Raw genomic sequence first — 23,528 nt, 5'->3', positions numbered from 1 at the left:
ATGCCTCCCCTCATTTGGGAACAGTTCAGGCCGCTTCGGCCTTCGCGCCTGCCCGCTCGGCATTGAGCGCCTCGGCCATGAGGAACGCCAGCTCGATCGACTGCGCCGCATTGAGACGGGGATCGCAGTGCGTGTGATACCGGTCGGCAAGGCCTTCCTGCGTGATCGCCACGGCGCCGCCGGTGCATTCGGTCACGTCGCGCCCGGTCATCTCGATATGGATGCCGCCAGCGTGTGTGCCTTCGGCGCGGTGAACGGCGAAGAAGCCCTTCACTTCGGTCAGGATGCGGTCGAACGGGCGCGTCTTGTAGCCATTGTCGGCCTTGATCACGTTGCCGTGCATCGGATCGCACGACCACACGACCGGGTGCCCTTCACGCTTCACTGCGCGGACCAGCGGCGCAAGGCCCGCTTCCACCTTGTCATGCCCGAAGCGGCTGATCAGCGTCATGCGGCCCGGCTCGCGCGCCGGGTTCAGCGTGTCGAGCATCTTGAGCAGCGCATCAGTGGTCAGTGAGGGGCCACACTTCATGCCGATGGGGTTCTGCACGCCGCGAAGGTATTCGACATGCGCCGAACCTTCAAAGCGCGTGCGATCGCCGATCCACAGCATGTGCGCGCTGGTATCGTACCAGTCGCCCGTCAGCGAATCCTGCCGGGTCATCGCCTCTTCGTATTGCAGAAGCAGCGCTTCGTGGCTGGTATAGAAGCTGGTGCCCTGAAGCTGCGGAACCGAGCTGGGATCGACGCCGCAGGCTTCCATGAAGTCCAGCGATTCCCCGATCTTGTCGGCCATTTCGGCAAACTTCGTCGCCCACGGGCTTTTGCCGATATGGTCCAGCGTCCACTGGTGGACCTGGCGCAGATTGGCATAGCCACCCGTCGAGAACGCACGCAGCAGATTGAGCGTGGCCGCAGCCTGGCTATAGGCGCGCAGCATCCGTTCGGGATCGGGAATGCGCGATTCCGGGGTGAAATCGATGCCGTTGATGTTGTCGCCAAGGTAGCTCGGCAGTTCCACATCGCCGATCTTTTCGACTGGCGACGAACGCGGCTTGGCGAACTGGCCGGCCATGCGGCCAACCTTCACCACCGGCTGCTTGCTGGCAAAGGTCAGCACAACGGCCATCTGCAGCAGCACGCGGAACGTGTCGCGGATGTTGTTCGGATGGAATTCGGCAAAGCTTTCGGCGCAGTCGCCGCCCTGCAGCAGGAAACCCTTGCCCGCAGCCACCTGGGCCAGATCGGCTTTCAGTGCGCGCGCCTCGCCAGCAAAGACCAGCGGCGGAAAGCTCGTCAGGGTCTGCTCGACCTCGTTCAGCTTTTCAGCGTTCGGATAGGTCGGCAGATGCCGTCCCTCATATCCACGCCACGAATCCGCAGTCCAGTTCTGTGCCACAAGCTCTTCCTTTCAAGGCGGTGGCCTTTACGCTTCGAAAAGGCGAATTGCAAAGGCAGCGTTGCGTTCAAGGTGATCGAGCGGATCGAACAGGGCCTACGAAGTTTTCCCTAGCCCGCAGGTGGGCATGTCTTGGTGGATCGGCGGTTAACCGTGCAGGCCCACCAACAGGCTGCCGATCGACCGACCATGCCCCTCCTCACCCGCCTGATTGCCACACTGGCGAAGTGCCGTGCGGGCAACATCCTGCCACTTTCGGCACTGGCGATCTTTGCGGTGGCAGCGCTGATCGGCGGAGCAGTGGACATCAGCCGGGGCTGGCGCGTGCAGACACGGCTGCAATCGGCCTGCGATGCCGGCGTGCTGGCGGGACGCCGGGCGGTGACTTCGAACGGATTTGACGCCACCGCGCGAGAGCAGGCCGAAAACTATTTCTACGCCAACTTCGATGAGGAACGGCAGGGTTCGAGCGGTACGATATTCACCACGACGTCGGCGGACCAGGGTAGCACCATTGATGCAGTTGCCACCACTGCCCTGCCACCGCTTATGATGCAATTGTTCGGTTTTTCCGGCTTCGAACTGCGCTCCACCTGCACCGCATCGATGGAAGTCGGCAACAGCGACATCATGCTGGTTCTGGATACCACCGGATCAATGGCATTTACGTTGGCCGGTAGCACTCAGACGCGCTTGGACGCGTTGCGAGCATCGGTAAAGAATTTCTATGATACCGTCGCCGCGGCAGCCTCGGGAACCTCCGCCCGCATCCGCTATGGTTTTGTACCCTATAGTTCGACGGTAAACGTGGGGCGGCTGATCTATAACCGTAACCCAAGCTATCTGGTGGACAGTTGGACGATCCAGTCACGTCGCGCGATCCGATGGGCAAATGGTACGTTTAAGAATTGGGAATATCGGCCACTTGTCTTCGACGTAAGCCGATACAAGACGTTTGCCGCCACCAACACCAATACGGGTGAGAACGGCGCAGCTGTATCATCCACATGGGGCGGTTGCATCGAAGAGCGATCGACCGTTTCGGAAGATGCGTTCACCTGGTCGGCACAAAACGGCTTTTCGCCCACGGGCGCCCACGATCTGGATATCGACAGTGCACCCGATACCACAAACGCGACCAAATGGGCTCCTATGTGGCCGGAAGTCGCCTATATTCGCACCGTAACAATCAAAGGCACGGTTTACATGACCAGTGCCAACCCTTCCGCCACAGGACAGCAGGCATTTTCGGCCTGCCCTAGTGTAGCACGATTGCTTGCCACAAAGGATCGGGCGACCTTCTTTTCCCACGTAGACGAGCTCACCCCGATCGGAGCGACTTATCATGACATTGGCATGGTATGGGGCGCGCGACTGCTTTCACCGGACGGTATATGGTCTGACAACGTACGTGAAATGCCCAGCAACGGCGGCGAAGTCGCACGGCACATGATTTTCATGACCGATGGTGAAATGTCGCCGTCGTACTCGTCGCAATCAGCGTGGGGCATCGAATATCACGACCGCCGCGTGACCGACGATGGCCTGACGAATGACGGTAGCCGCCACAATTCGCGGTTCCTCGCATTGTGCGAGGCAGTGAAGGCCAAAGGAATCAGAATCTGGGTCATTGCTTTTGCAGCCAGCATGACCACCGAACTCGAAACCTGCGCATCGACGGCTAGCTCCTTCACGGCCGAAAATGCCAGCGAACTGGAGGATTCATTTCAATCCATCGCCAAACAGGTTGGCGAATTGCGGGTTGTGCAATGATGATGCGCGGCCTGATCCGCGACGCGCAGGGTGCAACGATCGTGGAGTTCGCGATCGTTTTGCCGCTGTTCATGGTTTTTCTTGTCGGCCTTCTGGACATTGGCCAAATGGTTTACGGCAAGTCGGTGCTGACCGGCGCAGTGCATCGCGCGGCGCGGGCATCCGGCACGGAAACGCGCAACGTCACGCAGGCCGATGCCACCGTTCTTGCGGCGATACGCCCCGTTCTGCCCGGTGTGACGATTGCCAGCAGCCGTACCAGCTATTTCGACTTCTCGGATATTGGCCGGCCCGAAAAATGGAACGACGCCAATGGCAATTCCACCTGCGACAACAACGAGATTTACACCGACGAGAACCGCAGCGGTCAATGGGAAGAGGACGTCGGCAAGCAGGATAGCGCTGGCGATGCCAATGATGTCGTTGTTTATCGCGTGACTGCCAGTTTCGAGCCGATGTTCAAGGTGCCGTTTCTGCCCGAGCGCTGGTCAAACCGGACACTGTCGGCAACGGCAGTGGTAAAGAATCAGCCTTTTGGCAACCAGACCGAATATGGATCGAGTGCGGGAAGTTGCACATGATGCAGCGAATGCTTCACCTGCGCCCTGTGCGCGCACTTTCTTGCAATATCGACGGCGTTTCTGTGCTCGAGTTCGCGTTGGTATTACCCTTGTTCATGACCTTGGGCATGTATGGCGCGGAAATCGCCTGGTTGAATGCCGCATCGCTTGAGGTAAGCCAGGTCGCCGTTTCGATGGCTGACAACGCATCGCGTATCGGGCAGACTGACAACAGCGGGGTGACGCCGACGATCAGCAGCTCCGACGTGGAATCCGTACTGACCGGCGCGTTGGAGGAAGGCGGCACAATCAACCTTGAGGATAATGGCCGGGTCATCCTGTCGAGCCTTGAAGGTCATCCCGTGACAGGAAAACAATACGTTCACTGGCAACAATGCAAAGGCAAGGGCAAGCAGCAATCCGCCCACGGCAAGGCTGACATCACCGGAGGCCTGCTTTCGTCCGTGCTCGATGGTCTGAGCCTTGGAGGCAAAACCATTAAGGCACCATCCGGCGGCGCGGTAATGGTGGCAGAAGTCTGGTACGAATACAAAGGTCTCTTTGGCACGCTGTTTGTTGACGGCATTGTGCTGCACGAAGAAGCTGCGGTCATCGCGCGCGACGACCGCAGCATTGACAATGGGCTGACGGGTAATTCATCCAAGAACGGCTGCTGATGGAGCTCAGGGATTCTTTTCAGGTGCAACCTCAAGTCGCCAGCTCTTGTCCTTTACCAGATACTTCTGTGCCAGCGCCTGCATCCGTTCGGGCGTGGTCTGGCTGTAATCGTTAAGAATCGTGCGGATCGCGGCGATCTTGCGGGGGTCGTTGGCAGCACCTTCAAGCTGGAACATGTAGAAGCCGTTGCCGGTGCTGGCGCGGGTGATCAGTTGTTTGAGCGGTTCGGTAACGCGGCCAATCTCGTCCGCCGTGGGCGGCGTGGTGGTCAGGTCGGTAGCGATCTTGTCAGCCGCTGCAAAGAACGTGTCGAAATCGCCGGACCGCAACTGGACCATTGCCGAGATGTAACCGCCCGACGGCAGATCCAGCGGCCAGCTAGAGCCGACCTGCGGCGCATAGCTTGCCCCCACCTTCTCGCGCATCGCATCGAACAAGCGATTGTTGAAAATCTGCGCCAGAATTTCAAGCTGGCGGCTTTCGCGCACGCCCTGCTGTCCGCCGCCGGTCGGCCAGGCGACCACGGCAGCAGCCTGAGACGGATCGCCACGATGGGTCAGGACCAGCGGCTCTTCATTGTGCGCAGGGATGTTGGGGGCCAGTGCGGGCTGTTCCACAGCAGGGCGCGCAGGCAGCGCGCCAAAGGTCTTTTCCAGCGCGGCAACCGCCTGTTCGCGGGTGAAATCGCCGAACATGTCGATCTCAATTGGTCCCTGCGCCAGCAGCGGCTCCCACGCCGCGCGGAAGCCTTCGGGCGTCACCTTCTCAAGCTCTGCCGGGTTGGGCGTGGCATAGCGCGGATCGCCATCGCGCATCAGCCAGTTGAGATCGCGGTTGAGCACGGCCATCGGCGCGGAATTGAAGCTTTCATACTGCAGCTTCGCCGCCGCCTTTGCTCGCAGCACCGGGTTCGCATCCCAGCGCGGCGTGGCCAGCTTTGCCGCCATCAGATAGAGCTGGTCGGCAACATCGGCAGGCCGAGTGTCGGCAGACAGCACAAAAGCGGTATCGTCGATATTGAAATCAAGGCTCAGCTTGCGGCCCGTGGCCAACCGATCAAGATCGTCACGTCCCAGGGCACCAATGCCGCTGTCCATCAGCGCCATCTGCCCAATGGGACCATAGACCGCGTTCTGCGGGCTGATCGCAGAATAGCCCCCACCAAAGCGCGCCTTCAGAATGATGCGTCCGGGTTCGGCATCATTGGGCCAGAGCAGCACTTTCACGCCGTTGGACAATTCGATCTGTTCGATGCCCAGCAGACCGATGGGCCGCGCATTGGCCACCGTTCCGGGGGTGCCGACAGGCGGCAGATCTTCGAACTTGAGCGAATTGGCAGCCACGCGGCTGCCCGATGCAGCTTCGACCGCCGTGGTGAGCGCGGTGCGCAGTGCCGCCTCGTCAGCCTCACCAGCCTTGGGCGTGATCATCATCGGGCGGACTACCGTGCCCTGAAACAGCGCGCGCGTGCTTTTCAGAACGGCATCAGGCTTGAACAGCGGGGTAGAGCTTTTGAAAATCTGATAGACGGTATCGGGGTTCGCCACCGTCTCGCGAATGTCCACCGCGTTGACGATGTCGTCCGCAGCCCGTGATCCGGCAAGGGTCGACTGCGTTTCCACAGCCACCTTGAACGCCACTTCGAATTCGGCAACCTCGCGGTCGATCTCTTCCTGCGAAGGCGGCGTGGCCAGCGCGTCGGCAATCACCGCGCGCACATCCGTGACGGCACCCTTCCAGTCTTCACCCAGCGGTGTGACCGTAACGATAGTGGCATCGGCAGAGCGCGAAAGTTCCTGCTTCATCTCGTCCACCGATGCGGCAAGGTAGCTTCCCCCTGCCCGCGCCCGGCCTTCCAGACGGCGGTTGATCAGCGCCAGTGCCAGCCGGTCAATCATCAGCCCCTGATTATAGGCGATGGTATCGTTGACCTTTTTCCACGGCCGCAGAACCGCCCAGTTGACGATGCGCGGAAGGTCAGGCTCGACCATAACCTTGGCTTCGCCCACCGGATTTTTGGGATCGATCCCGGCAGGGGCCACAGGCTTTCCGAAATCGGGCTGCGGCGATTTCTTGCCCGCCACCTTCCAGCCGCCAAACCACTGTTCGATCCGCGCAACCAGCGTCGCCGGATCGGCATCGCCTGCCACCACGATCACGGTATTGTCGGGGCGGTACCACTTGTCGTGGAACGCCTTGACCTTTGCGCCGTCCGCCGCTTCGAGCGTGGGCACCGTGCCGATGGGATTGCGTGCGGCCAGCAACTGCCCCTTGAAGAACAGGTTGCGCGTTTCATCCAGCACGCGCGATTGCGCGCTGGTGCGTTCCCGCATTTCGGCCAGCACGATCGGCACTTCGGTCTTCACGCCGTGATCGGTAAAGATCGGCGCGGTGATCATGCCTGACAGCAGCTTGAACGTCTCGTCCAGCTTGGCCGGATCGGCCTGCGGGATATCCAGCTTGTAAACCGTCTGCGTCGGGCTGGTTTCGGCATTGGTGTCGCTGCCGAACGTCGCACCAAGACGCTGCCAGGTGGGGATCGTCTCCCCTTCCTTCAGATACTTCGATTCGCGGAAGGTCAGGTGTTCGAGCAGATGGGCATAGCCGCGCTGATCATCGGTTTCGTACATCGACCCTGCATCCACCAGCACGCGGATCGAAACCTGTTCGGGCGGCACGCCATTGTGGCGCACGGCATAGCGCAGGCCATTGGGCAGGACGCCAAAGGTCCACGCCTTGTCCTGCGGCACATCGGAACCTTGGTAAAGCCACGGTACCGAGGCCTTTGCGGCGGCGGCAGCGGGCGCCTTCGCGGGCGCTTGGGCAACGACAGGAGCCGTGGAAACCAGCAGGAGGGAAAGAACGAGGCCTATGCGCCGGGCGCGCGTGTTTTTCGATCGCATCGCCCGACTATAGGAAGCATGTCGATGAAGGACCAGTGAATAGACCTGTTATTGCGGCGCTGCCTCAGCCGCCGCGTTTGCAGCCTCAGCCGCCGCTTCTGCCGCAGCCTCGCTTGCGGCAGAACTGGCATCCGTTTGCGCCGCGCGCATTGCTTCAATTTCGGCTGACGTCTTGAAGTCCACCAGTTCGACCTGAAACACGAGATCGGAATTGGCGGGGATCGGCCCGGATTCCTGCGCTCCGTAACCCAGCGCAGACGGCACGCAGAAGCGCCAGATGCTGCCCTTGGCCATCATCTGCAAACCTTCGGAAAAGCCGGGGATCACGCCTTCTACCGGGAACGCCGATTGCTGGTTCTGATCAAACACAGCGCCGCTGGCGGCAAGATAGCCGATGTAGTTGACAAGAACGTAGTCCGCCTTGGCAGGCTTTGCCCCTTCTGCCGGTTTAAGCTGCATCGCACCAAGGCCGCTCGCTCCAGCGGCACCGCAAACGCGCTCGGAAGTCGGAACGATCGGATTCATCGGCAGGGGGATGATTTTCGACGAAGGTCCCGCAGGCTGGGCGACAGGCCTGGCTGGAGCGGCCAATACAGAGCTAGCGGCAACAAGCAGTGCAGCAGGGGCGATAAAGCGCAGGGCGCGGCAGGGAGGGTTCATAGCTCTGCCATAGCGGGCCGTTCCGCACCGCGCCATGCGTCCTTCGCCCGGTATTGCGGAAAAATCCGCTGCAACGCCCCGCAGCGCGAACGGTATGCGCTTGATCTACTTGACCGCCTGCGTCGCCGCCTTACATGCGAATCATGTTTATCGAGACCGAAACGACGCCCAACCCGGCCACGCTCAAATTCCTGCCCGGCGAACAGATCATGGCAGCCGGCACGCGCGAATTCACTTCGCCCGAAGCGGCAGAGGCTTCGCCACTGGCACAGGCCCTTTTCGATCTGGGCGATGTGACCGGCGTATTCTTCGGGCGCGATTTCATTTCAGTCACTGCAGCACCCGGTGTGGAATGGGCGTCGCTCAAACCGCAGGTGCTTTCGCTTCTGCTTGACCATTTCGTTGCGCAGGCCCCGCTGTTTGCACCTGGCAATGCTGGCGGAATTGCCGTTCCGGCCGCTGCGGACGAAGATTTTGCCGATGATCCGGCTGATGCCGATGTGATCGACCAGATCAAGGATCTGATTGAAACCCGCGTGCGCCCCGCCGTCGCCAACGATGGCGGCGACATCATCTACAGGGGCTTCCGCGAAGGCGTGGTCTATCTGCAGATGCAGGGCGCCTGTTCGGGCTGCCCCTCTTCAACCGCAACACTGAAGAACGGCATCGAAAGCCTGCTCAAGCACTACGTCCCCGAAGTCAGCGAAGTGCGCGCCGCCTGAATGCGCAGGCTGGTGATCGACAGTGCGACAGAGGCCTGTTCGGTCGCGCTGTTCGACGATGGCGAATTGATCGCAGGCGAATGCCTGACACTTGGTCGCGGCCATGCTGAAAAGCTGGTGCCGATGGTCGCTTCACTGCCCGGTAAAGGGCGTGCTGACGTTATAGCCGTCAATGTTGGTCCCGGCAGCTTCACTGGCATCCGCGTCGGCATCGCCGCCGCGCGCGCATTGGCTCTCGCATGGAACGCTACGGTCGCAGGCTATGAAAGCCTGTCGCTCGTCGCCGCGATGGCGCGGGCTGAGCACCCCGGTGCCATGATTGACGTGTGCATGACCGGCGGTCACGGCGAATGGTTCTTCCAGCAGTTCGATGCCGAAGGTGCAGCCACAGGCACGGTCGAATCGTTGTCGCCCGCCCAAGCGTTGGCACGAAGTACAGCCAGCATTATCGCGGGCAGTCAGGCGGCAGCTTTTGCGGGTGAATACCCCGGCGTCACAGCGCTTGACCTCCGCCCCGACGCACGCGCATTTTTGCTGCTTGCAGCAGCGCACCTCCATGCGGATCCCCGCCCTCTTTATGGTCGGGCACCCGACGCACGGCTCCCCTCCGCCGCCGCCTGAGCAGGAAAATTGCGCAGCCATGATTGCCCCCCTCGACGATATCGATCGCATCATGTCGGTAATGGAGCGGGCGTTTTCAGCCGAATTCGGCGAGGCATGGAATCGACGGCAAGTTGGCGATGCGCTGACTATAGGTAATTGTCGCTATGGATTGATCGCCCCGGACGGAGCAGAACATCTCGCGGAGAAAGTCGATACAGCTGGCTTTTTCATGAGTCGCGCCATTTTGGACGAGGAAGAACTTCTACTCTTCGCCATTGCGCCCGAGTATCGGCGGCGAGGGTTAGGCCATAGGCTGCTTTCACGTTTTCTCTCATCGGCCAAGGCAACTGGTACGGCGCGAGTCTTTCTTGAAATGCGCTACGGAAATCCTGCGGCGTTTCTTTATGCCGCGCACGGTTTTCAAGAGATTGGCAGACGCCCGTCCTATTACAGGACACCGACGGGGGACCGTATCGATGCGATCAGTCAGGAGCTGATCTTTCAGGAATATTCCGATACTTGAGATCGTTCGCAGGTTTTTGGCGAATGATTTCAGAAATGCGCAAGTTATGGTTGTAACTTTCGTTGATAGGACTATAAGACGTGATCTGGGTCACCAATCAAAGTTGATTGCAGTCGAAGCCCGATAACCAATCCGAAAGAAGGCCGGTTCGCAATGAGTGAAATTCAGAACGATATGCGGGAGACGCTGATCACGCTCACCTCTGACATCGTGGCAGCACATGTCAGCAACAACAGCGTTGCCGTGGGTGATCTGCCCACGCTGATCACCAATGTCTATTCGGCGCTGGCCGGTCTCGATCAGCCCGCACCTGTCGAAGAACCCGCACCTGAACCCGCCGTTTCGATTCGCGCTTCCGTAAAGAACGATCACATCGTCTGCCTGGAAGATGGCAAGAAGCTGAAGATGCTCAAGCGCCACCTTGCTACGCGCTACAACATGACCCCGGAACAGTATCGCACGCGCTGGAATCTTCCCGCCGACTATCCGATGGTCGCCCCTGCCTATGCTGAAAAGCGCCGGGAACTTGCCAAGAAGATCGGCCTTGGCCGCAAGCCCGCGCCCAAGCGCGGTCGCAAGGCAGCTTCCTGATTTGAGAGATCCGCTGTGCAATACGATTGCGCGCGGTTGAAGATTTGGCCCGCCTGTCTATAGACTGGCGGGCCGATCCTTTTTTGATGAGTTCCCAGTGCACCAGGCGATCGACATTGAAGCTCTCTGCGCCGAACGCGGCCTGCGCATCACCGACCAGCGTCGGACCATTGCGCGTGTCCTTTCGGAAAGCGACGATCACCCCGATGTGGAGAAGCTGCACGAACGCGCTTCGTCGATCGATCCGCGCATTTCCATCGCCACGGTCTATCGTACCGTGCGCCTGTTCGAAGAAGCGGGCATCCTTGATCGCCACGACTTTGGCGATGGGCGTGCGCGCTACGAAGCCACGCCAGAGGCGCACCACGATCACCTGATCGACGTTGAGACCGGCAAGGTCATCGAATTCGTCGATCCTGAACTCGAACAGCTCCAGCGCCAGATTGCCGAAAAGCTCGGTTATCGGCTCGTCGATCACCGCATGGAGCTTTACGGCGTCAAGCTTGAACGCGACGGCTGACACTTTTGATCGTCCGGCAATTTCACTTGTCGGACGAGCGCGCATCGCGCTGCGTATTTTGGCGATGTTGATGCTGCTGGTGGCCTGTGTGCCACTATATTATCTTTGGCGTATCCTCCATCTGCATAACCCTTGGCCGCGCATCTTTCTGGGCGGCATTGCACGGGTGGCGGATGCGAGGGTGCGAATCGAAGGCGCGCCTGCGCGCAAAGGCGCGTTCCTCCTTGCCAACCATGTCAGCTGGCTGGACATACCTGTCATCTCCGGTGCCAGTGGCAGCGCGTTCGTGGCCCATTCCGGTCTTGCCGATGTGGGCCTGCTCAAATGGCTTTGCGAGATGAACGACACCGTGTTCGTCGCCCGGCATGATCGCCGGTCTGTACACACGCAGGTCGAGCAGGTCCGCGCGGCCCTGACAGATACGGGTGCGCTAACAGTATTTCCCGAAGGCACTACCAGCGACGGGCTGAGTCTTCTGCCGTTCAAGTCCTCGCTGCTGTCCGCACTTGACCCACCGCCGCCGGGAATTGCGATTCAGCCGGTCTGGCTGGATTATGGACCGGATGTGGCCCGGATGGCCTGGGTCGGCGAAGAGCACGGGCTGGACAACTTCCTCAAGATTCTCGCTCGCCGCAGGTCGGTGCCGGTAACGGTGCACTTCCTGCCGCCGTTGACCGCGGATGAGTCCATCAACCGCAAGGTAATGGCCACTGCCGCCCGCGAACGTATCATCACCGCGATGAGCGGGGCGCGTTAGACAAAGCCAGACAAATCCACTATCGGCGCCCGTCATGTCTTCTGCTGCGCCCTCCCCCAAAACCTTCCGCGTCAAGAGCTTCGGCTGCCAGATGAACGTCTATGACGGCGAACGCATGGCCGAACTGCTCGCCGCAGAGGGTATGTCGGCGGCGGCAGAGGGTGACGATGCCGATCTGGTGGTGCTGAACACCTGCCACATCCGCGAAAAGGCGACCGAAAAGGTCTATTCCGACATCGGCCGGATCAACAAGGACTGGCGGCGCGAGGACGGTTCGGCCCCCATGATCGCCGTTGCAGGCTGCGTGGCACAGGCCGAGGGTGAGGAAATCATGGCCCGCGCGCCCAGCGTAAAGGTTGTGGTCGGGCCGCAATCCTACCATCGCCTGCCCGCGATGGTTGCCGATGCCGCATCGGGCAAGCGCTCCACCGAAACCGACATGCCGGCAGAGGCCAAGTTCGCCGCCCTGCCCAAGCGGCGCAAGTCCGCGCCAACCGCGTTCCTGACAGTGCAGGAAGGGTGTGACAAGTTCTGCACCTATTGCGTTGTGCCCTATACGCGCGGGGCGGAAATCAGCCGTCCGTTTGCCGATCTGGTCGAAGAGGCAAAGCTGCTGGTTGCAGGCGGTGCGCGGGAAATCACGCTGCTGGGACAGAACGTCAACGCATGGGAAGGCGAGGACGACAAGGGGCACACGGTGGGCCTTGATGGCCTTGCCCGCGCCCTTGCAGCAGATCCTGATCTTCAGCGCATCCGTTATACAACCAGCCATCCCAACGACATGACCGATGGGTTGATCGCCGCGCATGGCGAACTGGAAAAGCTGATGCCGTTCCTCCATCTGCCGGTTCAGGCGGGTAACGACCGCGTATTGCGGGCGATGAACCGCAGCCACACGGTAGACAGCTACATGGCGCTGCTCGAACGCATCCGCGCCGCCCGCCCGGATATTGCGCTTTCGGGCGATTTCATCGTCGGCTTTCCGGGCGAAACCGACGCCGAGTTTGAAGACACGCTGCGCCTCGTCGATGCGGTCGGCTATACACAGGCCTTCAGCTTCAAGTATTCACCCCGCCCCGGCACTCCTGCGGCAACCATGCCCGATCATGTGCCTGCCAGCGTCATGGACGAACGCCTGCAACGCCTTCAGGCCGCCATCAACCGTGATCAGCTCGCCTTCAACAAGGCGAGCGTGGGCAAGACTTGTGATGTGCTTGTCGAACGCAGGGGCAAGCTTCCCGGCCAGTGGCTGGGCAAATCGCCGTGGCTGCAATCGGTGCATTTCATCGGCAAAGCGGAGATTGGACAGATGGTCACGGTCGAACTGGTTGATGCCGGGCCGAACTCGCTGGCGGGGCTTCTCGTCTAATACGGCTGTGGAATAGTCCGTGTGCGTCTTGTGCGCGCAATATCCGTACCTATGCTCTGTATCAGGCCCCAATCTGAAAGGAGCACATGGCCCGTAAACCCCACCGCGCTGACGAAGCGCATCATCGACCGGAATCGCAGCATCGCCCTGACTCGCACAGGCGTGCCCGTGTCGAAGTCGAGTTTGACGAACAGACCGTGCTTGGCACCCTGTTCGGCCAGTTCGACACCAATCTCGTGCATATCGAGAACCGACTGGGTGTTTACATATCGGCGCGCGGCAACCGCGTGCTGATCGAAGGGCCGGACGATTCCGTCGCCCGCGCGCGCGAAGTGCTCAAAGGGATGCACCAGCGGTTGCTGTCCGGGCAGGATCTCGATTCGGGCGCAGTCGATTCGCTGATCGCCATGAGTGTGGAGCCGACGCTGGAAGGCATCATTACCGGCGCGCCCGGCGGAGCGCCGCCGATCATGATCCGCACGCGCAAGAAAACCATCGTCCCGCGCAGCGCCACCCAGATCGAATATATGCGCGCGCTGATCAGCCATGACGTGATATTCGCGCTTGGCCCGGCGGGTACCGGCAAAACCTATGTAGCTGTGGCGCAGGCCGTGGCGCAGCTTATCTCCGGCTCGGTTCAGCGGCTGATTCTTTCGCGCCCGGCCGTGGAAGCGGGCGAACGCCTCGGCTTCCTGCCCGGCGACATGAAGGAAAAGGTCGATCCGTATCTGCGCCCGCTCTACGATGCGCTTTACGATTGTATGCCGCCCGAACAGGTGGAACGCCGCATTGCCAGTGGTGAAATCGAGATAGCGCCCATCGCCTTCATGCGCGGGCGCACGCTGGCGGATGCCTTCGTCATTCTCGACGAAGCGCAGAACACCACGCCTGCGCAGATGAAGATGTTCCTGACCCGGTTTGGCCAGAACAGCCGCATGGTCGTATGCGGCGACCCCAAGCAGGTCGATCTTCCCGGCGGCGTTGGGGCTAGCGGCCTCAACGATGCGGTCCAGCGGCTCGAAGGCGTCGAAGGCATCGCCACGGTGCGCTTCAACACGGCTGACGTGGTGCGCCATCCCATTGTTGGTCGCATCGTCGAGGCATACGAAGGGAAGGATGCTTGACCGCGCCGATCCTCGAAATCGATATCGATCCTGTCTGGGGTGAGAGTACAGATTGGGAAGACCTCGCCAATCGCGCCGCCGAGGCGACGGCGCGGATTGCGCCGGAACTTGCGCATGAAAATCTCCTGATCAGCCTGGTGATGGCCGATGACGAGGAAGTCCACGCGCTGAACAAGCAGTGGCGCGCAAAGGACAAGGCCACCAACGTCCTGTCCTTCCCCATGCTTTCGCGCGAGGAAGTGCTGCACGCCGCGCGCGATACGGGCGCGCCCGGAATGTTGGGCGACATGATCCTTGCCCACGGCGTCTGCACCCGCGAGGCAGCGGAAAAGGGCGTCTCGGTCGAAGTTCACGCCACCCACCTCATCGTTCATGGCCTGCTTCATCTTGCTGGTTACGACCATGAACTGGGTGAGCCGCAAGCCGAGGAAATGGAGGAACTGGAACGGAAGTCGCTTGCACTCATGGGCATTGCCGACCCATATGCGGTCGAAGACTGAGCTTAAGAGGGAATTGAACAGTGCCCGAGGGCAATGACTCCACCGGCGACAGCCGTTCTGGAGACGGAGACAGTAGCAGTCGCGCGCTGTGGCGCGCGATCAGGGCCTTTTTCAAAGGGCCGGACCATGATCAATCGCTGCGCGCGCAGATCGAAGAAGCGATAGACGAGCACGAGGGCGAGCCGAACCATCAGGACGGCAGCAACGGCGATCTTATCCCGCTTGAACGCCAGATGCTGCGCAACCTGCTGCATTTCAGCGAACACGATGCTGATGACGTCGCGATTCCACGGGGCGAAATCATCGCCGTGCGCGCATCAGCCACGTTCGAGGAACTCGTCGCCGCCTTTGCCGAGCATGGCCACAGCCGAATGCCGGTCTATGGCGAATCGCTCGATGAGATCATCGGCATGATCCACGTCAAGGACGTGTTCGTGATCGTGGCGGGTATGCTCCTTTCTGGCAAGCAGCCGCCAAAGGACTGGACCAGCCTTATGCGACAGCCGCTGTTCGTGCCGCAGGCACGGGGCGCGCTTGACGTATTGGCCGACATGCGCAGCCGACGTACCCACCTTGCCGTGGTCATAGACGAATATTCCGGCACAGATGGCATCATCACCATCGAAGATCTGGTCGAGGAAATCATCGGCGAGATCGAGGACGAGCATGACGATGCACCGCAGGAATTGCTGTGCCGCATCGCCCCCGACACATGGGATGCCGATGCGCGGGCAGAACTGGATGACGTAGCGGAAACGGTTGATCCCCGGCTTGCAGAAGTTGAGGAAGACGTGGATACGCTCGGCGGGCTTGCCGTGGTACTGGCGGGCGAAGTACCGCCTGTTGGGCGCGTTCTTGAACATGCCAGTGGCTGGCGGCTTGAGGTGACAGGGGGCGATGAACGCCGCCTCACCCGGCTCAGGCTTCACGCACCGTTGGCCGAACTGGCCGCTGAGGAATAGGGTAAAAAGATGATCCGCCGCCTTCCCCCCCTGCGTTCGCTAGAGGCGTTCATTCGCGTCGTGCGCGCAGGCTCGGCCAAGACGGCGGCGGCGGAACTCGCGCTCAGCCCTTCAGCGCTGTCGCGTCGTCTTGGCGCGCTTGAGGATTTCGTCGGCAAACCGATGTTCGAGCGCAAACATCAGGCGCTTAAACTCACGGAGGAAGGCCAGCAGCTTTACGATGCGGTTGCCCCGCTGATCGATGAAATGGCCGACCGGGTGGATCGCCTGATCGATACCGGCAAGGTCATGCGCCTGCGCCTTGGTGTGCTGCCGCTGTTTGGCAGCCAGCGCCTGTTCCCGCGCCTGGGGGAGCTGCGCAAACTGCACCCGCAACTGCACATCGATATCGATTCGGGCCACGCCGCCGAAACCAAGCTGGGCGATACCATCGATGCGGCCATCGTCCTGTCCGAAGGGCCTGACGCATCGCTCCATTCGGTGCGGCTCGATCACAACCGCGTCCACGCGATCACGTCCACTGCGCTGGCCAGCGAACTAGGTGATCGCCCCGATGTCGCAAAGCTTTCGAAGCAGACCTTCCTCGTCCACAACGATCTGCCGATGAGTTTTGAGGCGTGGAAGAAGGCGCTCCACCTCGAAAAGCTGGAACCTGCCGCGATCGACCATTTCGATTCCGGCCAACTTATCCTTGAAGCAGCGGCGCAGGGCCTTGGCATCGCGATCATGCACGATGACCACTATCATCGCAGCCACGATTCGCGCCTTGCCCGACTTTACGACATCGACGTGGACAGCCCCTATTCCTACTGGTTCGTCTGCCGGCCCCGCGCGCTGCAATCGCGCCCGGTGCGCCTCTTCCATGACTGGATGCTGCGCGCTGGCCTATAGGGCCAGACTGCTCAGTGCCCGCAGGCCAGTGCCTCCACCACATCGTCCAACCGCGCCGGATCACCCAGCGCGATGACGTGGCCGTCCGACCCGGCGTGAAGCGGATCGCCGTTCCAGTCCGCCATCGTACCGCCCGCACCTTCGACGACCGGGACCAACGCAGCCCAATCGTGCAGCTTCAACCCCGCCTCGCACACCACGTCTAGCTGACCTGTGGCGAGCATGGCGTAGTTGTAACAATCGCCGCCCATCACCATGCGCTTGTGATCGGTCTTCGCGGCAAGGCTCATGAAGTGTCCGCCGTCGTGATCGTCAAAGTAGTGCGGCCCTGTGGTAGCCAGCGTCGCTTCGGAAAGTTCGCGGCAAATGCGGGTGCGCACAGGCTTTCCGTTGAGCGTGGTCTGCATTCCCATTGCACCCACCCAACGCTCACCCGTGATCGGCTGATCGATCACGCCAAGCACGGGGAAACCTTCGACGACGAGCGCGATCAGCGTGCCAAAGATCGGCCGCCCAGCCAGAAAGCCTGCCGTGCCATCGATAGGGTCAAGAACCCAGCTTCGCCCTGATGTGCCTGCGGTGGAGCCGAATTCCTCGCCAATTATCGTGTCGCGCGGAACTTCGGCAGTCAGTATCCGGCGCATGGCCTCCTCTGCCGCCCGGTCAGCCAAGGTAACCGGGGTGGCATCGCCTTTCCGCTCAGCCGTTACGGTACGGAAGTACGGTCGGATCGCGGCGGCGGCAGCATCGGCAAGGCGCAGCGCGAGGGCGATATCTTGGTCCAGCTTCATATCATTGCCTGTGCCCGCCTGCGCATCGGGAGGTCAACCCGTCACGCAAGATTTAAACTTCCGCATACTGAACAGTTGTAACATTCGATGCAGCGTGACACGGCGCACAGGTGCATTGATGCGGGGGCATTACGGCACCATCAACCATAACGGGTTGCCTGGGGGCATACTGGATGACACGAAGTAACCGGCCGGGGGCGGAACGATCGCCCGGCGTGAATCGCGCGATTGCTTCACCCAATGCCACGCGTGATGGCCAACCCATAGCTTATAGCCGCGCCCCCGCAGCCGATCTCGAACGCTGGGTCGGCCGGTTTTATGTCACCGTGGTCGATACCCCCCCAGATCACCGGCTTGACTGCGGACTGTTGAGCGATTTTGCCTGCATTCGCATCCAGTTGCGTGGCCATTGGCAAGCGACGACCGCCGATGGAGACAAGACGGCGGACAACGCCGCCATGCTGTTCGGTCCCCATTCGCGCCGAATGCCGATCAGCGTTACGGGCAGTTTCACCAGCGTCGGCGTGTTCTTGCGGCCCGGTGTCTGCCACGCGCTCAACGGTCCCAAGCTGGGCGATCTGGTGGACAGGCTGGAAACCTTTACTGACCTTGGCCTGCCAGAACAGCGCTGGCTGGATCTGTGCCATCCCGATGATTCACCCGAAGATTGGGTCAGGGCGATGGAACACGAAATGCGCAGCCTGATCGCCGACCGGGCCGTGCGCGAACCTGACCCCATTTCCGCGCGGTTCGAAGCCGCCGCCTTCACCGATCCCACAGTCAGTATCGCGCGACTGGCCGAGGAGTTCGACATTGATCAGCGGCGGCTTGAACGCATCATCCGCCGCGATTTCGGCATGGCACCCAAGCAGGTGCTACGCCGCGCCCGCGCGCTCGATATGGCCAGCCACTTGCGCGGTGTGGCCGATCAAGCAGAGGCCGAAGCCATCGCCCTGCGCTATTACGACCAGAGCCATCTGATCCGCGAATTCACCGAACTGTTCGGCATGAGTCCGCGTCAGTTTGTGGAACGCCCGCAACCGCTGATGACCATCGGCCTCGAATCGCGCCAAACCCGCAGGCTGGAAACGATCCGGCGGCTCGAACCGGGCGAAGTGAAGCCTTGGGAATGATACCACAAGTAACCGTGGTTGCGCATCGGCACAGCCCCGCCTAGGCCGGACGCATGGCAAGAGCTGATCGTCTCGAACGTCTCGACAAGCGCCGCTCGGAAATGGAAGCGGACTATCTGGAAGCACTGATTGCCGCGCTGGAAGTGACGGCGGCGGGCAAGTGGGGCCTGTTCGATCACAATGCCGACAAGATCATGCGCGCCGCTGCCGCACCGGTGATCGCGGCCCTTTCAGGCATGGCCGATGAAATTGCCGAGGCGCGCGAACAATTGTTCATGGAGCCATTCACGCTCCACGATGAATTCATGGCTTCCCGTGGAAAGCCGCCCGCCAACGCTGTGGGCGAGCCGAAACAGGCCCGCGCGTGGCTGGAACGGCTCAGATCCGATCGATCTTAGTCGAACAGGCTCGAAACCGAGCTTTCGTCGGCAATGCGGCGCACGGCTTCGCCAATCAGCGGAGCAATCGTCAACACGCGGATGCGGTCGCAAGATGCGGTGGCTTCGGTCGGCATGATCGTGTCGGAAATGACCAGTTCCTTCAGCGCCGAATTGCCGACGCGCGCCACGGCGCCGCCAGACAGCACGCCGTGGGTGATATAGGCCGAAACGCCTGCCGCGCCGGCGTCCATCAGCGCCTGCGCTGCATTGCACAACGTACCGCCCGAATCGATGATATCGTCGATCAGGATGCACATGCGGCCTTTCACGTCGCCGATGATGTTCATCACTTCCGACTGGCCGGGGCGATCACGTCGTTTATCGACAATGGCCAGCGGTGCGTTGTTCAGCCGCTTGGCCAGTGCGCGCGCGCGAACCACGCCACCCACGTCAGGCGAAACGACCATCAGTTCCTGCGTGCCGTAACGGGTCTGGATGTCCGCTGCCATGACCGGGGCTGCAAACAGGTTGTCGGTCGGGATATCGAAGAAGCCCTGAATCTGCCCGGCGTGAAGATCGACGGCCAGAACGCGATCAGCGCCTGCTTCTGTAATCAGGTTACAGACCAGCTTTGCCGAGATCGGCGTGCGGGGGCCGGGTTTGCGATCCTGACGGGCATAGCCGAAATAGGGAACCACCGCCGTGATGCGCTTTGCCGATGCACGGCGCAGCGCGTCGATGCAGATCAGCAGTTCCATCAGGTTGTCGTTCGCCGGATAGCTGGTCGACTGAACCACGAACACGTCTTCACCGCGCACATTCTCGTGGATTTCCACGAAAACTTCCTCGTCGGCAAAGCGGCGCACGCTGGCGTCGGTCAGCGGCATTTCGAGATAAGCCGAAATGGCGCGGGCGAGCGGCAGATTTGAGTTGCCAGCCATGATCTTCATGCGTGCGATTCCCTCGGTTCGATCCCCGCCAGCGCCCTTAACCCAAGATGACAGCTTTGCAACTCTTGCGGCACCCCCTCGTTGCCGCCTAGTGATCAGATCATGGCAGATACACTTCGCATCACCCTCGCCCAGCTCAACCAGTCGGTCGGCGATCTTGCCGCCAATGCCGCCGCAATGCTCGCCGTGCGCGAAAAGGTGCCCGATGCCGATCTGATCGTCTTTCCCGAACTGCAGTTGATCGGCTACCCGCCCGAAGACCTGATCATGAAGCCTGCACTGGTCGCACGCGCAGCGGTGGAACTGGAAAAGCTGGCCCGCGTCACAGCGGATGGCGGCCCCGCCATGTTGGTAGGCTCGGTCTTTGTTCGGGATGGAGCGCTGCATAATGGCGTGGCCCTGCTCGAAGGTGGGCGCATTGCCGCCACGCGCTTCAAATACGAATTGCCAAACTACGGCACGTTCGATGAAAAACGCTATTTCATGCCAGGCCCGCTGCCTGAACCGGTGCTGTTCAAGGGCGCGATGCTGGGCCTGCCGATCTGCGAGGACATCTGGCACCCGGACGTGTGTCGCCATCTTGCTGAACTCGGCGCGGAAATCTTCATCTGCGTCAATGGCAGCCCCTACGAAATCGACAAGGACGTGCTGCGCATCGATGGCGTGGCCAAGCGCCGCGCAATCGATACCGGCATTCCGCTGGCCTATCTGAACCGCGTGGGCGGGCAGGACGAACTGGTGTTCGATGGTGCCAGCTTTGTCGTCGGCCCCGAAGGCGCGCTGTGGGTGCAGATGCCCGATTGGGAAGAATCGATCGTCACCACGGTGTGGACGCAAACCGCAAGCGGCTCCGGTTCGCGCTGGCGGTGTGAACCGGGCGAAGTGCATGAACTCGCCGAGCACCCGGAAGACATCTATTGCGCAATGGTCATGGCGCTGCGCGATTATGTGAACCGCAACCGCTTCCCCGGCGTGGTTCTCGGTCTTTCCGGCGGTATCGACTCCGCGATCTGCGCGGCCATAGCCGCCGATGCACTCGGCCCGGACCGCGTGTGGTGCGTGATGCTGCCCAGCCGCTACACCAGTCAGGAAAGCCTGGATGATGCGGCGGGCTGCGCGCAGATGCTTGGGGTCAAGCTTGATACCGTGCCGATCATGCCTGCAGTCGATGCGTTCGACACCATGCTTGCGCCCGTATTCACGGACAAGCAGCCCGACCTGACCGAAGAAAACATCCAGTCGCGCCTTCGCGGCGTCACGCTCATGGCGCTGTCGAACAAGTTCGGACCGATGCTCGTCACCACTGGCAACAAGAGCGAAATGAGCGTCGGCTATGCCACAATCTATGGCGACATGAACGGCGGCTACAACCCGCTGAAAGACGCCTACAAGACCACCGTCTTCGCCATATCGGAATGGCGCAATGCAAAGCGTCCCAAGATCGGCCTCGGCCCCGATGGCCCTGTCATGCCGCAGCGGATCATCACCAAGCCGCCCAGCGCCGAACTGCGCCCTGACCAGAAGGATTCGGATTCGCTCCCCCCTTACGACGTGTTGGATGCAATCCTGCTTGGCCTTGTGGAGAACGAAAAGAGCGTGGATCAGATCGTGGCCGAAGGGCACGCGCGAGAAACCGTGATCCGCATCGAACGCCTTCTGCACCTTGCCGAATACAAGCGCCGACAGGCTCCGCCGGGCGTAAAGCTGGGCGCGCGCAATTATGGCCGCGACCGCCGCTACCCCATCACGCACAGCTTCCGCACAGGCTGAGTTTTTGCGAATGATTCGCATTGACGAGAGAAGGCGAGCAACCTAACTTGCGATTCGTTCGCAAGAAAGGATGCCCATGCCCGCTCCCCAGCCGCTCGGTGAATCGTCCACCCGCTTTGCCGCACTGATCGAAAGCCTGTCTCGCCCGCAGGACGTGCGTGGCCTCTCGCTGAAGAGCCTGCACGTCACGATGGCCATGCGCCTGTGTGCGCTGTTTGACGCGGCAGGGCGTGATCCCGTGCCCGACCTCGCCCAGCGCTATCGCAGCGTTGAGGCTGCCTGCGCGATCCACGGCCTCGTTCAGACGGTCAAGCAGGTCTGGCCCGAACCCTTCATGGTCAACCGCCCCTGCTGCTTGGCCATGACGCCAGACGAAGTAACGCTTGCCGCCCTTGCCCGCGCTGCGCTCTCTGCAAACCGCAAAGCCTTTGCCGATGCCATCACCGGCTTCGTCCGCGCCGACCGGCACGATGCGCTTTACAACGCAACGATCCACGCGGTTGCCCTCATCCCTTCCCCTTGAACGCCGGGCGCGCTAGGGCGCGAGCCATGACCACGGTAACCCGCTTCGCCCCCTCGCCCACCGGCAAGCTTCATGTCGGCAACGTCCGCACCGCGCTGCACAACTGGCTTCTGGCAAAGAAGACCGGCGGGAAGTTCCTGCTGCGGATCGACGATACCGATGCCGAACGCAGCCGCGAGGAATACGTCGAAGCCATCCGCGCCGATCTGCAATGGCTTGGCCTCGTGCCCGATGGTGAGGAGCGCCAATCGCTCCGCGCCGATCTTTACGAAGGTGAATTCCAGCGCCTCGTCGCTGCTGGCCGTATCTACCGCGCCTATGAAACCGCGCAGGAACTGGACCTCAAGCGCAAGATCCTGCTCGGTCGCGGTCTTCCCCCCATCTATGACCGCGCCGCGCTGAAGCTGACCGAGGCCGACCATGCCGCCAAAGCTGCGGCAGGCGAAAAGCCGCACTGGCGCTTTCTGCTGGACCGCGATCAGCCCATCACATGGGACGATGGCATTCGCGGGCCGCAAAACTTCGACCCGCGCCAGATGTCCGACCCGGTGATCCGACGTGCGGATGGTTCGTGGCTCTATATGTTGCCCTCCGCGATAGACGATATCGCGATGGGCATTACCGATGTGCTGCGCGGTGAAGATCACGTTTCGAACACAGCCACGCAGATCCAGATGTTTACCGCGCTGGGCGCAACGCCGCCACGCTTTGCGCATGAAGCCCTGCTGACCGGAAGCGAAGGCAAGCTCTCGAAGCGCCTCGGCGCACTGGGCATGGCGGACTTTCGTGAACAGGGCATAGAGCCTGAAGCCATCGTCGCCCTGCTAGCCCGTCTCGGCACGTCCGATCCTGTCGACGCAGCGCTGGACGCAGAAGCCTTGGCCGCCAGCTTCGATCTTTCCCGCTTCGGCCGCGCGCCTGCCCGCTTCGACGAGGCGGACCTGCACCGCGTCAACGCGCAGATCGTCCACCGCCTGCCTTATGCCCGCGTGGCCCATCTCCTTCCTGAAGGCATGGGCGAAGTGGCATGGGAAGCGATCCGCCCCAACCTCGCCCATATCGATGAAGCGCACGAATGGTGGCAGGTCGTCACCGGCCCGGTCACCGCACCAGCTTTCGACGATGAAACCCGCAGCTTTCTGGCCGAAGCCGCAGCAGTAGCCGCCACGCTCGATTGGCAGGCAGACCCGTGGCGCGCCCTGACATCGGCGCTGAAAGACAGCACAGGACGCAAGGGCAAAGCGCTATTTCTTCCGTTGCGGCAGGCCCTCACCGGCCATGACCACGGCCCTGAGATGGCTGCGCTGCTCCCCCTTATCGCACAGGACGAGGCCGTGCGGCGGCTCTCGATCTAACCAATTCCTCCCTGCCTTTGCGAAGCACAGGCGGGGAGGGGGACCGCCCGCAAAGCGGGTGGTGGAGGGGTAGAGGCCCCTCCGTCATTCG

24 protein-coding genes are annotated in these 23,528 nt (G+C 61.4%); 19 read left to right on the top strand and 5 right to left on the bottom strand.

Annotated features, from left to right (window positions below; genetic code table 11):
* Positions 1-25: 25 nt before the first annotated feature.
* Positions 26-1,399, bottom strand: coding sequence for a class II 3-deoxy-7-phosphoheptulonate synthase (locus tag ACOVQ0_RS06555; RefSeq protein ID WP_421881774.1), 1,374 nt, complete (start codon positions 1,397-1,399; stop codon positions 26-28).
* A gap of 189 nt (positions 1,400-1,588) precedes the next feature.
* On the opposite strand from ACOVQ0_RS06555, the gene ACOVQ0_RS06550 reads away from it, so the two are divergent.
* From ACOVQ0_RS06550 to ACOVQ0_RS06540, 3 genes are read left to right on the top strand one after another with little or no spacing between them, the layout of a single operon-like run.
* On the top strand, positions 1,589-3,172 hold the full coding sequence (locus tag ACOVQ0_RS06550; protein ID WP_421881771.1) for a pilus assembly protein TadG-related protein: 1,584 nt from the start codon (positions 1,589-1,591) through the stop codon (positions 3,170-3,172).
* A complete protein-coding gene (locus ACOVQ0_RS06545; RefSeq protein WP_421881769.1) occupies positions 3,169-3,753 on the top strand; it encodes a TadE/TadG family type IV pilus assembly protein in 585 nt (194 codons plus the stop codon). Before ACOVQ0_RS06550 ends, ACOVQ0_RS06545 begins: the two co-directional genes overlap by 4 nt.
* Positions 3,750-4,409 (top strand): TadE/TadG family type IV pilus assembly protein, encoded by a 660-nt coding sequence (locus tag ACOVQ0_RS06540; RefSeq protein ID WP_421881766.1) that lies wholly within the window; start codon positions 3,750-3,752, stop codon positions 4,407-4,409. Before ACOVQ0_RS06545 ends, ACOVQ0_RS06540 begins: the two co-directional genes overlap by 4 nt.
* A 6-nt stretch (positions 4,410-4,415) precedes the next feature.
* Here the strand turns inward: ACOVQ0_RS06540 and ACOVQ0_RS06535 are convergent, their stop codons facing one another.
* A complete protein-coding gene (locus ACOVQ0_RS06535; RefSeq protein WP_421881763.1) occupies positions 4,416-7,313 on the bottom strand; it encodes a M16 family metallopeptidase in 2,898 nt (965 codons plus the stop codon).
* 48 nt (positions 7,314-7,361) lie between these two features.
* Complete coding sequence (locus tag ACOVQ0_RS06530; RefSeq protein ID WP_421881760.1) at positions 7,362-7,838, bottom strand: FKBP-type peptidyl-prolyl cis-trans isomerase; 477 nt, start codon at positions 7,836-7,838, stop codon at positions 7,362-7,364.
* A gap of 278 nt (positions 7,839-8,116) precedes the next feature.
* Here ACOVQ0_RS06530 and ACOVQ0_RS06525 point away from each other — a divergent pair, with 278 nt between their 5' ends.
* The 11 genes from ACOVQ0_RS06525 to ACOVQ0_RS06475 all read left to right on the top strand — a co-directional run bounded on the left by ACOVQ0_RS06525 (position 8,117) and on the right by ACOVQ0_RS06475 (position 16,535).
* Positions 8,117-8,695 (top strand): NifU family protein, encoded by a 579-nt coding sequence (locus ACOVQ0_RS06525; RefSeq protein ID WP_421881757.1) that lies wholly within the window; start codon positions 8,117-8,119, stop codon positions 8,693-8,695.
* Positions 8,696-9,316, top strand: a complete 621-nt coding sequence (tsaB, locus tag ACOVQ0_RS06520; protein ID WP_421881754.1) for a tRNA (adenosine(37)-N6)-threonylcarbamoyltransferase complex dimerization subunit type 1 TsaB — start codon at positions 8,696-8,698, stop codon at positions 9,314-9,316. It begins immediately after the preceding gene.
* 19 nt (positions 9,317-9,335) lie between these two features.
* On the top strand, positions 9,336-9,821 hold the full coding sequence (locus ACOVQ0_RS06515) for a GNAT family N-acetyltransferase (protein ID WP_421881752.1): 486 nt from the start codon (positions 9,336-9,338) through the stop codon (positions 9,819-9,821).
* Between the two features lie 153 nt (positions 9,822-9,974).
* Entirely contained in the window at positions 9,975-10,412 is a 438-nt protein-coding gene (locus ACOVQ0_RS06510) for a MucR family transcriptional regulator (RefSeq protein WP_421881749.1), read from the top strand.
* 97 nt (positions 10,413-10,509) lie between these two features.
* A complete protein-coding gene (locus tag ACOVQ0_RS06505; protein WP_144905629.1) occupies positions 10,510-10,932 on the top strand; it encodes a Fur family transcriptional regulator in 423 nt (140 codons plus the stop codon).
* Positions 10,916-11,689: a lysophospholipid acyltransferase family protein gene (locus tag ACOVQ0_RS06500; RefSeq protein WP_421881746.1), complete on the top strand. Its 774-nt coding sequence runs from the start codon at positions 10,916-10,918 to the stop codon at positions 11,687-11,689. Before ACOVQ0_RS06505 ends, ACOVQ0_RS06500 begins: the two co-directional genes overlap by 17 nt.
* Before the next feature lie 34 nt (positions 11,690-11,723).
* Positions 11,724-13,058, top strand: coding sequence for a tRNA (N6-isopentenyl adenosine(37)-C2)-methylthiotransferase MiaB (gene miaB, locus ACOVQ0_RS06495; RefSeq protein ID WP_421881743.1), 1,335 nt, complete (start codon positions 11,724-11,726; stop codon positions 13,056-13,058).
* A gap of 86 nt (positions 13,059-13,144) precedes the next feature.
* A complete protein-coding gene (locus ACOVQ0_RS06490) occupies positions 13,145-14,182 on the top strand; it encodes a PhoH family protein (RefSeq protein ID WP_421881739.1) in 1,038 nt (345 codons plus the stop codon).
* Positions 14,179-14,682 (top strand): rRNA maturation RNase YbeY, encoded by a 504-nt coding sequence (gene ybeY, locus ACOVQ0_RS06485; protein WP_421881736.1) that lies wholly within the window; start codon positions 14,179-14,181, stop codon positions 14,680-14,682. The genes ACOVQ0_RS06490 and ybeY overlap by 4 nt, the downstream gene beginning before the upstream one ends.
* A 20-nt stretch (positions 14,683-14,702) precedes the next feature.
* Positions 14,703-15,644, top strand: a complete 942-nt coding sequence (locus ACOVQ0_RS06480) for a CBS domain-containing protein (protein WP_421881733.1) — start codon at positions 14,703-14,705, stop codon at positions 15,642-15,644.
* Positions 15,645-15,653: 9 nt separating this feature from the next.
* Entirely contained in the window at positions 15,654-16,535 is an 882-nt protein-coding gene (locus ACOVQ0_RS06475; RefSeq protein WP_421881730.1) for a LysR substrate-binding domain-containing protein, read from the top strand.
* An 11-nt stretch (positions 16,536-16,546) separates the two neighbouring features.
* Here ACOVQ0_RS06475 and ACOVQ0_RS06470 read toward each other — a convergent pair whose 3' ends face one another.
* A complete protein-coding gene (locus tag ACOVQ0_RS06470; protein ID WP_421881728.1) occupies positions 16,547-17,326 on the bottom strand; it encodes an inositol monophosphatase family protein in 780 nt (259 codons plus the stop codon).
* 173 nt (positions 17,327-17,499) lie between these two features.
* On the opposite strand from ACOVQ0_RS06470, the gene ACOVQ0_RS06465 reads away from it, so the two are divergent.
* Both ACOVQ0_RS06465 and ACOVQ0_RS06460 read left to right on the top strand, forming a co-directional pair.
* A complete protein-coding gene (locus ACOVQ0_RS06465; protein WP_421881725.1) occupies positions 17,500-18,459 on the top strand; it encodes a helix-turn-helix domain-containing protein in 960 nt (319 codons plus the stop codon).
* Between the two features lie 53 nt (positions 18,460-18,512).
* Entirely contained in the window at positions 18,513-18,857 is a 345-nt protein-coding gene (locus ACOVQ0_RS06460; protein ID WP_421881722.1) for a hypothetical protein, read from the top strand.
* Here the strand turns inward: ACOVQ0_RS06460 and ACOVQ0_RS06455 are convergent.
* Positions 18,854-19,789 (bottom strand): ribose-phosphate pyrophosphokinase, encoded by a 936-nt coding sequence (locus tag ACOVQ0_RS06455; protein ID WP_168852476.1) that lies wholly within the window; start codon positions 19,787-19,789, stop codon positions 18,854-18,856. The genes ACOVQ0_RS06460 and ACOVQ0_RS06455 overlap by 4 nt on opposite strands.
* Positions 19,790-19,891: 102 nt before the next feature.
* Between ACOVQ0_RS06455 and ACOVQ0_RS06450 the strand changes: the two genes are divergently transcribed.
* The 3 genes from ACOVQ0_RS06450 (at position 19,892) to gltX (ending at position 23,437) form a co-directional block, all read left to right on the top strand.
* The gene (locus ACOVQ0_RS06450; RefSeq protein ID WP_421881719.1) at positions 19,892-21,559 is read left to right on the top strand and encodes an NAD+ synthase; all 1,668 of its coding nucleotides are present in this window, start codon (positions 19,892-19,894) and stop codon (positions 21,557-21,559) included.
* Positions 21,560-21,635: 76 nt separating this feature from the next.
* Positions 21,636-22,082, top strand: coding sequence for a hypothetical protein (locus ACOVQ0_RS06445; RefSeq protein WP_421881716.1), 447 nt, complete (start codon positions 21,636-21,638; stop codon positions 22,080-22,082).
* Positions 22,083-22,108: 26 nt separating this feature from the next.
* The gene (gltX, locus tag ACOVQ0_RS06440; RefSeq protein WP_421881713.1) at positions 22,109-23,437 is read left to right on the top strand and encodes a glutamate--tRNA ligase; all 1,329 of its coding nucleotides are present in this window, start codon (positions 22,109-22,111) and stop codon (positions 23,435-23,437) included.
* Positions 23,438-23,528 lie beyond the last annotated feature (91 nt).

Source organism: Novosphingobium sp., from assembly GCF_049240505.1.
Taxonomy (GTDB): Bacteria; Pseudomonadota; Alphaproteobacteria; order Sphingomonadales; family Sphingomonadaceae; genus Novosphingobium.
Note: the sequence above shows the minus strand (reverse complement) of the source record. Positions and strands in the feature narration are given on the sequence as shown.

What these genes read in the sequence shown, in the direction of transcription:
- ACOVQ0_RS06530 (WP_421881760.1), bottom strand. Translation starts at nt 7,838, where the DNA reads ATGAATCCGATCGTTCCGACTTCCGAGCGCGTTTGCGGTGCCGCTGGA.
- ACOVQ0_RS06525 (WP_421881757.1), top strand. Translation starts at nt 8,117, where the DNA reads ATGTTTATCGAGACCGAAACGACGCCCAACCCGGCCACGCTCAAATTC.
- ACOVQ0_RS06535 (WP_421881763.1), bottom strand. Translation starts at nt 7,313, where the DNA reads ATGCGATCGAAAAACACGCGCGCCCGGCGCATAGGCCTCGTTCTTTCC.
- ACOVQ0_RS06510 (WP_421881749.1), top strand. Translation starts at nt 9,975, where the DNA reads ATGAGTGAAATTCAGAACGATATGCGGGAGACGCTGATCACGCTCACC.
- ACOVQ0_RS06460 (WP_421881722.1), top strand. Translation starts at nt 18,513, where the DNA reads ATGGCAAGAGCTGATCGTCTCGAACGTCTCGACAAGCGCCGCTCGGAA.
- tsaB (WP_421881754.1), top strand. Translation starts at nt 8,696, where the DNA reads ATGCGCAGGCTGGTGATCGACAGTGCGACAGAGGCCTGTTCGGTCGCG.
- ACOVQ0_RS06490 (WP_421881739.1), top strand. Translation starts at nt 13,145, where the DNA reads ATGGCCCGTAAACCCCACCGCGCTGACGAAGCGCATCATCGACCGGAA.
- miaB (WP_421881743.1), top strand. Translation starts at nt 11,724, where the DNA reads ATGTCTTCTGCTGCGCCCTCCCCCAAAACCTTCCGCGTCAAGAGCTTC.
- ACOVQ0_RS06545 (WP_421881769.1), top strand. Translation starts at nt 3,169, where the DNA reads ATGATGATGCGCGGCCTGATCCGCGACGCGCAGGGTGCAACGATCGTG.
- ACOVQ0_RS06550 (WP_421881771.1), top strand. Translation starts at nt 1,589, where the DNA reads ATGCCCCTCCTCACCCGCCTGATTGCCACACTGGCGAAGTGCCGTGCG.
- ACOVQ0_RS06455 (WP_168852476.1), bottom strand. Translation starts at nt 19,789, where the DNA reads ATGAAGATCATGGCTGGCAACTCAAATCTGCCGCTCGCCCGCGCCATT.
- ACOVQ0_RS06475 (WP_421881730.1), top strand. Translation starts at nt 15,654, where the DNA reads ATGATCCGCCGCCTTCCCCCCCTGCGTTCGCTAGAGGCGTTCATTCGC.
- ACOVQ0_RS06450 (WP_421881719.1), top strand. Translation starts at nt 19,892, where the DNA reads ATGGCAGATACACTTCGCATCACCCTCGCCCAGCTCAACCAGTCGGTC.
- ACOVQ0_RS06465 (WP_421881725.1), top strand. Translation starts at nt 17,500, where the DNA reads ATGACACGAAGTAACCGGCCGGGGGCGGAACGATCGCCCGGCGTGAAT.
- gltX (WP_421881713.1), top strand. Translation starts at nt 22,109, where the DNA reads ATGACCACGGTAACCCGCTTCGCCCCCTCGCCCACCGGCAAGCTTCAT.
- ACOVQ0_RS06515 (WP_421881752.1), top strand. Translation starts at nt 9,336, where the DNA reads ATGATTGCCCCCCTCGACGATATCGATCGCATCATGTCGGTAATGGAG.
- ACOVQ0_RS06445 (WP_421881716.1), top strand. Translation starts at nt 21,636, where the DNA reads ATGCCCGCTCCCCAGCCGCTCGGTGAATCGTCCACCCGCTTTGCCGCA.
- ACOVQ0_RS06540 (WP_421881766.1), top strand. Translation starts at nt 3,750, where the DNA reads ATGATGCAGCGAATGCTTCACCTGCGCCCTGTGCGCGCACTTTCTTGC.
- ACOVQ0_RS06470 (WP_421881728.1), bottom strand. Translation starts at nt 17,326, where the DNA reads ATGAAGCTGGACCAAGATATCGCCCTCGCGCTGCGCCTTGCCGATGCT.